Here is a 7,648-nt window from a genome sequence, read left to right as displayed (position 1 = left end):
CGCTGTCACTTAATTCACTTGAACGAGTTTTAACAAGTCTACCCTCTTGAAGTTGCCATTGGGTAAGCGCCTTACAAAAATCATCACAGACGATGAATAGTTCGATGAGTTTTAATGCTTTAGATTCACAGAGCATAGGAGTAGGAAAAAGTTAATTTGTGAGGTAGCACCACAAATATCTTTATTACTAAGCTTCTATGCTCTCATTATCAAATATTTATAAATCTGTCATCCATAATTCACGTTAATTTTAGGGGCGCTTCGGTAAACGCCTCGACACTATGCCTTTTATTTATTTTATTCTCCTGTTTATGCATTCTGCTGTTCCAGAAATCCACTTGGCGAAAGGCCAATCAACCACATTGTCACAAAACTATTTTCGACACGCTACCGACGGAAAAGAAGCGCCCCAGTCTACCTTGGTAAAACTGAGTTTTGACGACGAATACCTATCCGTTGATTTTCAGTGCTTGCAAAATCCGTTTTGGAGCCAAAACACCTACACAATGCACAATACCGAAATGTGGAATCAGGAGGTTTTTGAGCTGTTTATTGCCGAAGGCAGCGCCACCCCCACGCAGTATTTGGAACTAGAAATCAACCCCAACAACGCGCTATTTGTGGGTTGGATTGACAACCCAACGAAAGAAACACCCCAAAAATTGACGTTTGTTCCTTACGAAAAAGCAGGTATCAAACACGAAGTGAAAGCAAATGGCGATACTTGGTCGGGCAAAATGCAGATTCCGTGGGCTTTATTAGGAGGCAAAAAAGACACCTATCGCCTGAATTTTTACCGTATTGTATCACTCCAATCCCACCCAAATACCGATTGGAAATGCACTCCTGCCGATTGTGATTTTACATGCTGGAGCCCGTCAATGAGCGGCGCAACACCGCGTTTTCACCGCCCCGATGCATTTGGAATTTTGCATTTAAAATAGGCTAGTCAACCGTCAGATAAATAATATTGGTGGGCGTAAGCAGATGCTTTACTGTTATGGGATTTCCTTCTTGTATTTTCTCAAATGTCCCTACTTGTTCTACATCCACTTTCATAAGGCTCTGAGAAACAGGGTGTTTTAGCCATATTAAATAAGAATGCGAGGTCCTACCTTTGCTTGAGCGATGTACGATAAGTTCTTTTTTTTCAACGGTGACCTTAGCCGTTTCGGTAAAATCAGACTTAGGATACAGCATAAATTTCCGGACGATTTTGACCGCACTAGACAGCAGCTCCCCCACAAGCCATAACCAAAATGGCAGTAATGCAAATGTATAAAGTACCGTGTCAGGAACGGGAAGAATGGCCAATAAACGACTCCCCATATCTTGTAAAACCTTCAGCATATCTTTGGGTAAAAACCACAAACTAAAAAAACAAATCCAAAAGACTGTCGGCCAAATCCACCAGATAATTTTATAAGTGATTTTAGTGAAGTTATCAATTTGGTCAACGGCGCGGTCGGCATAAAATTCAGTTTTAGGAATTGCATTCATAAGACCAGAAAGGTTGGGAGGGTGAATTTAAAAATTTGTCGCCACATTCTTCTATTTTGTTTCAATCCTATTCTGAGCTTCTTCCGGCAACGTTGCCGACAACGATTGCATAAAAAAATGCAATAAATGAGTTGTTTTGTTATAATTTAACCAGTAATCTCGTACAGGATTCCTCGTTTTACCAAACCAACTCCATGAAATCATTTCTTCGGATTTTCTTTTTACTGGCCTTGACTGCCTTTCGTCCTGTGGATGAAAAACTCACCATTTTTTTATGCGGGGATTCTACGCTGGCCCCCAAACTACCCGCCGATGCGCCCGAAACGGGCTGGGGTATGGTGCTGCCCGAATACTTCAATACCGACGCCGTACAGATTCAAAACCACGCCGTCAATGGTCGCAGTACCAAGAGTTTTATCACCGAAGGACGTTGGCAAAAAGTGGTGTCTCAAGTGAAAAAAGGAGATTGGGTTTTTATACAATTTGGCCACAATGACCAAAAAATAGTCGATAGCACGCGCTCGGCTCCCGCGCAAACGCTATACCGCCAAAACCTGATTCGGTTTGTGAACGAAACCCGCGCCAAAGGCGGTAATCCACTGCTGATTACACCCGTGATGCGGCGCAAGTTTGACGAAAATGGAGCATTTGTCGATCAGCACGGCGAATACCCACAAGTGGTAAAAGACGTAGCCAAAGAACTAAAAGTACCGATGATTGACCTACACGCCAAAAGTCAGGCTACGATTGAAAAACACGGTGTAGAAGGCTCCAAAGTGCTGTTTATGCACTACAGCGGCGGTATTTACCCAAAATTTCCCAAAGGCATCGAAGACAATACCCATTTTTCCCGTTACGGCGCGTCGGTCATGGCGAGCTTGGTTGTGGAAGGCATCATGGAATTGCCGATTGACTTGAAAAGCTTTGTCAAAAAATCAGAATTTACGAATAAATACACCTACGAACTTTCCCATTATTACACCCCCGTTTTTCGCAAAGACACCTTCAATATTGCCCGCTACGGCGCTAAGGCCGACGGTTTGACGGTAAATACAAAAGCCATCAATCAAGCCATTGATGTATGTCATGCGGCGGGCGGCGGCACGGTATTGGTGCCAGCAGGTCTGTGGCTCACGGGTCCGATTGTGTTGAAAAACAACGTCAATCTGCACATTGCTAAAAACGCTTTATTGCAATTCAGCCGCAACCACGACGATTATCCAATCGTGGTCACCACTTGGGAGGGCCAAGAATCATACCGCTGCCAAGCCCCCATTTGGGGTGTAGATTTGACCAACATCGGCATCACAGGAGAAGGTGTGCTCGACGGTGGCGGCGAAGTGTGGCGCGCCATCAAACGCGACAAACAAACCAATTCACAATGGGCAGCGTTGGTAAAATCAGGTGGCGTAGTAAGCGATAAAAACGATTTATGGTACCCATCAGAAAAATCCAAAAAAGGGAATAATTTGCCCAATGCAGGGCGAATTCTTAACGGTATTCACCCAACGCCCGCCGAATTGGAGTCTTACAAAGATTTTTTACGCCCCAACATGATTAGCCTCACGCGCTGTAAAAATGTATTGCTAGAAGGTGTAACGTTCCAAAACTCTCCCGCTTGGACCATGCACCCGCTGCTCTGCGACCACGTCAGCATCCGCAACGTGACCGTCAAAAACCACTGGTACGCCCAAAACAGTGATGCGCTCGACCTCGAATCTTGCCGAAACGGCATCGTGGAAGGTTGTACCTTTGATACGGGCGACGACGGCATTACCATCAAATCGGGCCGTGACGAGCAAGGCCGCAAACGCGGTGTGCCGACCGAAAATTTTATCATCAAAGATTGCAAAGTGTACCACGCCCACGGCGGCTTTGTGATTGGCTCCGAAATGTCGGGCGGTGTCCGAAACCTATTTGTGTCCAACTGCACTTTCATGGGGTCCGACGTAGGCCTTCGCTTCAAAACTGCCCGTGGGCGTGGCGGCGTGGTGGAAGACATCTACGTAACCGACATCAACATGACCGAAATCCCCGGCGAAGCCATTCTTTTTGACATGTATTACGCCGCCAAGGACCCCGTACCACAAGAAGGCGAGTCCAACGAATTGCCGACCATCAAAGCCGAGCCATTGAACGAAGGAACACCACAGTTCAAGAATTTTTACATCAAAAATATTATCTGCCAAGGAGCCGAAACTGCCATTTTGGTGCGTGGCTTGCCCGAAATGAGCATCAAAAATATCAACATCGAAAACGCCGTCATCGAAGCCAATAAAGGTTTGGTGTGCGTAGAGGGTGAAAACATCAACCTCAAGAACGTAACGCTGCTGACCAAAGACAAAACCGTGATGCAGGTACAAAACAGCAAAAACGTAGTGCTCGACGACATCACGTACGGAGCCAAAAAAGATATATTGTTGAAGGTCATGGGCACGCGCTCAGAAGGCGTTCGTTTGCTAAATACTGACGCAACAAAGGCGAAAAAAGACGTTGAATTGGGCGTTGGGGTGAAAGGGAAGGTAGTGAGTAAGAAGTAGAAAAGTATTGACGTTGGTGAAAAAACACCAACGTCTTCTGATTAGAATTACCGTTCAGATTTTAATAAAAACACACCTGCCCCCAACGCTAACACTGCCAAACCCAATTGAATGTAGGCAGAGGTTTGACCACTTTCATTGTCGGCGTCAATTTTTAAGCCCAGTACTTTCACCGATGCTGAGCTTTTCTGAAATTTCTGAACACCATTGTATCCCAATACAATGGCAAGGACGATAAGAACGATTCCCATTATTTTTTTCATATCACATAGAAGTTTAAAGTAGTGTATTGCTTCCTTTGGAAGCCTAAAGAAGTATGCCAGTGAAAAAAATAAGGCTTTTAGTTCCTCAAAAACCGCAACCGCTTCCCAACCTGCTTCATCCACTCCCGCGCCATGAGTTCGTGGGCAAAAACGGTGGGGTGAACACCGTCCCAAATCCAGTATTCAATGGGGGCTTTTTGGATGGCTTTTTCAAAAACGGCGGGATAATCTATCAAAACGGCATCAAATTCACTGGCCAGTTTTCGTACTACGGCTTGGCGCTTGCTGGTATCGTCTCGCCATTGTTCCCAATGTTCAATGCGTTTGCCTATGGGATAGACGAAGGGGATTCCCAGCACAAACAAAATCTCAGGATTGGCTCGTCGGCAATCATTTAGGAGACTACGGTAGATAATTTCAAACTCTTCGGCGGTGGTGGCTTCTGCGGGTTTGTTGATCGTTGCACCCGTATCGTTGATGCCAACCAAAATACTCAGTACATCGGGCTTGAGATTGAGCGTGTCGGTTTCCCAACGTTTCTGCAAATCCGTGATTTTGTTGGCGCTGATGCCACGGTTGTAAAACGTAAAACCTGCTTCGGGAAAATCCGCCCCGATACGACTTGCCACCGAATACGCGTACCCATGCCCCATGATGTGGTTGGGGTCGAGATTGCGGCCACGATTACCGTCGGTGATAGAATCGCCCTGAAATAAAAACGTGAGGGCTTTTTGGGGTTTGGGAGAACTTGAAAAATCCGTTCCTAATCCCGCCCAAGCAGCAGATTGCAGAAATTTACGTCGCTTCATAATCATTATCCTTCATCCCCGCTAATCAAACTCTTTTGCTTCTTGGCACCGGCGGCTTGGTTGAGGCGGTACATCACCGTAAGGTTAATCTGACGGGCGCGCATTCCCGCCGTTCCTTCGGTGTAGAAATTGACCCCTTCGAACGTAGAACGCATGTAGCGTGAGTTAAACACGTCGATGACGTTGAAGGTCAGCGTGCCTTTGCCTTTCAGGATTTCTTTGCTGAAAGCCAAATCCACAAACGCACGCGCTTTGCGGCTTCCTTGCGGGAGTTGCTGCGGCGCTTCGTAGTTGGCTCGGAGTTGCAAATCCGTTTTAGGAGCTAAAGTAAAACGGGAAGTTTGACGTGCAAACCAACTGTACGTATCGGCTTTGAAGGAGGCATCCAGGTTTTGTCCGTCGGTAATGGCGCGGAAGAAGTTGAAGTTAAAATCTAGTTTCCACCATTTTACGGGTGTATAAGTACTGGTAAATTCGGCACCAAAGGCATCTTCGGTCGCTAAGTTTTCAGGACGCGTATTCGAGAGTCCTTGCGCATCGACGCGACGGATACGTAACACCTTGCCCGTAGTATGACGATAATAGATAGAAGACGTAAACGAGCCTTTTTCGAAATAATTGATGTGTCCAAAATCATACGAATTGGTAAACTCAGGGTTCAAATCAGGATTTCCGGAGAAGAAGTTACGCTGGTCGGAGAAGGTCACATACGGGCTCAAATCATTGTAGGTAGGGCGACGCACGCGACGGCTGTAACTTACCTGCAAGGCATTGTCTTTGTTGAGGCTGTACGTAGCGTGGGCACTGGGAAACAGATTGGCATAATTGCGCGGATTGGTTTCGTTGGTCTCGCGCAAGATGGTCGTGATGTCCGTTATTTCGGCGCGCAAGCCCGCTTGGTAGCTTATTTTCCCCGTTTTATTGCCAATGATTCCGTACCCTCCGTAGATGTTTTCTTTGTAGATAAAATAGTTGTCAAGTCCCGGAAGTGTCTCAAATATGCCTTGGTCATTGCGTTGGGTGACGATGTAATCATTGACCATATCCCTAAAACTGGTGCGAACGCCCGTCTCAAATTTTCCTTCTTTTCCAACGGGGTGAATATAATCCAACTGCACCAAAAACTGGTTTTCATACTCATCGTTCAACGATTTTTGCAGCAGATTACCCGCCTTGTTAGGCGTACCGTTGGCAAATACACTGTTTTGGGTAAAGGTTTGATCCGAGCGTTCCCAGTAGGTCAGGTAGCGTACATCCGCATTAAATTCCTGATTTTTTCTATTGTACGTTTTCTTGTAGGTGAGGGCATATTCAGAATAAGGTTCCGCTTCCGTTTCCCGCTGTTGGCGGTCAGTAATGGCACTTAGATTATTGAGGGTATTGATGTAATCTTTGTACTGGTTATCCGTAATCCGCAGCACATCCGTGCGCCGAAACTGATACGAAGCCGTCAGAATGTTTTTCTCATCAAAAAAGTAATCTAAGCCCCCACGAATGGTATTGGCTACGGTTTTGACCTGGCTGTTAGTGGTTTGCTGCAACAGCGTTGTGGTATCTTTTCCCCGCACTTCTTGGTACAATCTTCCCGCACCGATGGGCACGCGGTAGGCAATGCCGTAGTTGAGGAAAAAATTCAGTTTGTTTTTGCGGTAATTGATATTGGCAGCGATGCCGTAGTTGGGACGAAAACCCGTTACCACCTCAAACGAGCCGTTAAAGCCCTGTTTACGTTCTTTTTTCAGTACGATATTAATAATCCCCGACATTCCCTCGGCTTCGTAGCGGGCCGAAGGGTTGGTAATGATTTCGACGCGTTCGATTTGATTTCCCTGCAATTGCTGCAAGCCTGCTCCTCCCTTAAAACTCACCAATCCAGAGGGTTTTCCATCAATCAAAATGCGCACACCGTCGCTTCCACGAAGTTTAACATTGCCTTCCGTATCTACCGACACCGACGGTACATTGCTCAAAATATCAATGGCCGTTCCGCCCGCGTTGGCGAGGTCTTTTCCGACGTTAAATATCTTTTTATCCAACGACAATTCCATCGAGCTCTTCTCGGCCTGAACCACTACTTCATCCAATGTTTGGGAAGCTGCCGCAATTTTCAAAATGCCTAAGTCCTGCGAAGATTGTTCTTTTGAAAGGCTAAAAACCGCCGTTTTTAAGGGTTTGTACCCAATAAATTCAACAACAGCGTAGTATTCGCCAAAGGCTGCATCGACCGTAAATTGTCCTTTTTCATCCGAAATCCCACCGCCAGCCAAGGTGCTATCGGTGCTTTTCAGCACCCGAATCGTGGCGTAGGCCAAAGGTGCGTTGGTTTGAATATCAATAATTTTACCCTTGACAGCAGCTGCTTTCTTGCCAGTTTGCGCTTGCACGCTCAGTGTCGTAAAGATGAAAAAGCTTATAATTCCAAAAGCTTTAAAAAGTGAATGGAGCGGTGTAGTAGTGTTCATAACTCTATAAAGAAAATGGGTTGCGGGATGTACTCAAATCAGGCGGATTTTCTTTAAATTATCCAAATCCATCT

Annotated in this window: 6 protein-coding genes; 2 read left to right on the top strand and 4 right to left on the bottom strand. The window is 45.9% G+C overall.

Translation table 11 applies throughout. The features are described from left to right. Positions 1-281 precede the first annotated feature (281 nt). Complete coding sequence (locus DVG78_RS26595) at positions 282-944, top strand: carbohydrate-binding family 9-like protein (protein ID WP_114464037.1); 663 nt, start codon at positions 282-284, stop codon at positions 942-944. Between the two features lies 1 nt (position 945). On the opposite strand, the gene DVG78_RS26590 is transcribed toward DVG78_RS26595, so the two are convergent. Then, a complete protein-coding gene (locus DVG78_RS26590) occupies positions 946-1,500 on the bottom strand; it encodes a hypothetical protein (RefSeq protein ID WP_114464036.1) in 555 nt (184 codons plus the stop codon). A 194-nt stretch (positions 1,501-1,694) separates the two neighbouring features. Between DVG78_RS26590 and DVG78_RS26585 the strand changes: the two genes are divergently transcribed. Then, on the top strand, positions 1,695-4,040 hold the full coding sequence (locus DVG78_RS26585) for a glycosyl hydrolase family 28 protein (RefSeq protein ID WP_114464035.1): 2,346 nt from the start codon (positions 1,695-1,697) through the stop codon (positions 4,038-4,040). Positions 4,041-4,087: 47 nt separating this feature from the next. On the opposite strand, the gene DVG78_RS26580 is transcribed toward DVG78_RS26585, so the two are convergent. The 3 genes from DVG78_RS26580 to DVG78_RS26570 form a co-directional block, all read right to left on the bottom strand. Further along, the gene (locus DVG78_RS26580; RefSeq protein WP_114464034.1) at positions 4,088-4,303 is read right to left on the bottom strand and encodes a hypothetical protein; all 216 of its coding nucleotides are present in this window, start codon (positions 4,301-4,303) and stop codon (positions 4,088-4,090) included. Positions 4,304-4,380: 77 nt separating this feature from the next. Then, the gene (locus DVG78_RS26575; RefSeq protein ID WP_114464040.1) at positions 4,381-5,112 is read right to left on the bottom strand and encodes an SGNH/GDSL hydrolase family protein; all 732 of its coding nucleotides are present in this window, start codon (positions 5,110-5,112) and stop codon (positions 4,381-4,383) included. A gap of 5 nt (positions 5,113-5,117) precedes the next feature. Next, positions 5,118-7,574, bottom strand: coding sequence for a TonB-dependent receptor (locus DVG78_RS26570; protein WP_114464033.1), 2,457 nt, complete (start codon positions 7,572-7,574; stop codon positions 5,118-5,120). Positions 7,575-7,648: the final 74 nt, after the last annotated feature.

Source organism: Runella aurantiaca (assembly GCF_003339505.1).
In the GTDB taxonomy this organism is placed as follows: domain Bacteria; phylum Bacteroidota; class Bacteroidia; order Cytophagales; family Spirosomataceae; genus Runella; species Runella aurantiaca.
Note: the sequence above shows the minus strand (reverse complement) of the source record. Positions and strands in the feature narration are given on the sequence as shown.

Coding starts and splice junctions, on each gene's coding strand:
- DVG78_RS26595 (WP_114464037.1), top strand. CDS start 282: ATGCCTTTTATTTATTTTATTCTCCTGTTTATGCATTCTGCTGTTCCA.
- DVG78_RS26590 (WP_114464036.1), bottom strand. CDS start 1,500: ATGAATGCAATTCCTAAAACTGAATTTTATGCCGACCGCGCCGTTGAC.
- DVG78_RS26585 (WP_114464035.1), top strand. CDS start 1,695: ATGAAATCATTTCTTCGGATTTTCTTTTTACTGGCCTTGACTGCCTTT.
- DVG78_RS26580 (WP_114464034.1), bottom strand. CDS start 4,303: ATGAAAAAAATAATGGGAATCGTTCTTATCGTCCTTGCCATTGTATTG.
- DVG78_RS26575 (WP_114464040.1), bottom strand. CDS start 5,112: ATGAAGCGACGTAAATTTCTGCAATCTGCTGCTTGGGCGGGATTAGGA.
- DVG78_RS26570 (WP_114464033.1), bottom strand. CDS start 7,574: ATGAACACTACTACACCGCTCCATTCACTTTTTAAAGCTTTTGGAATT.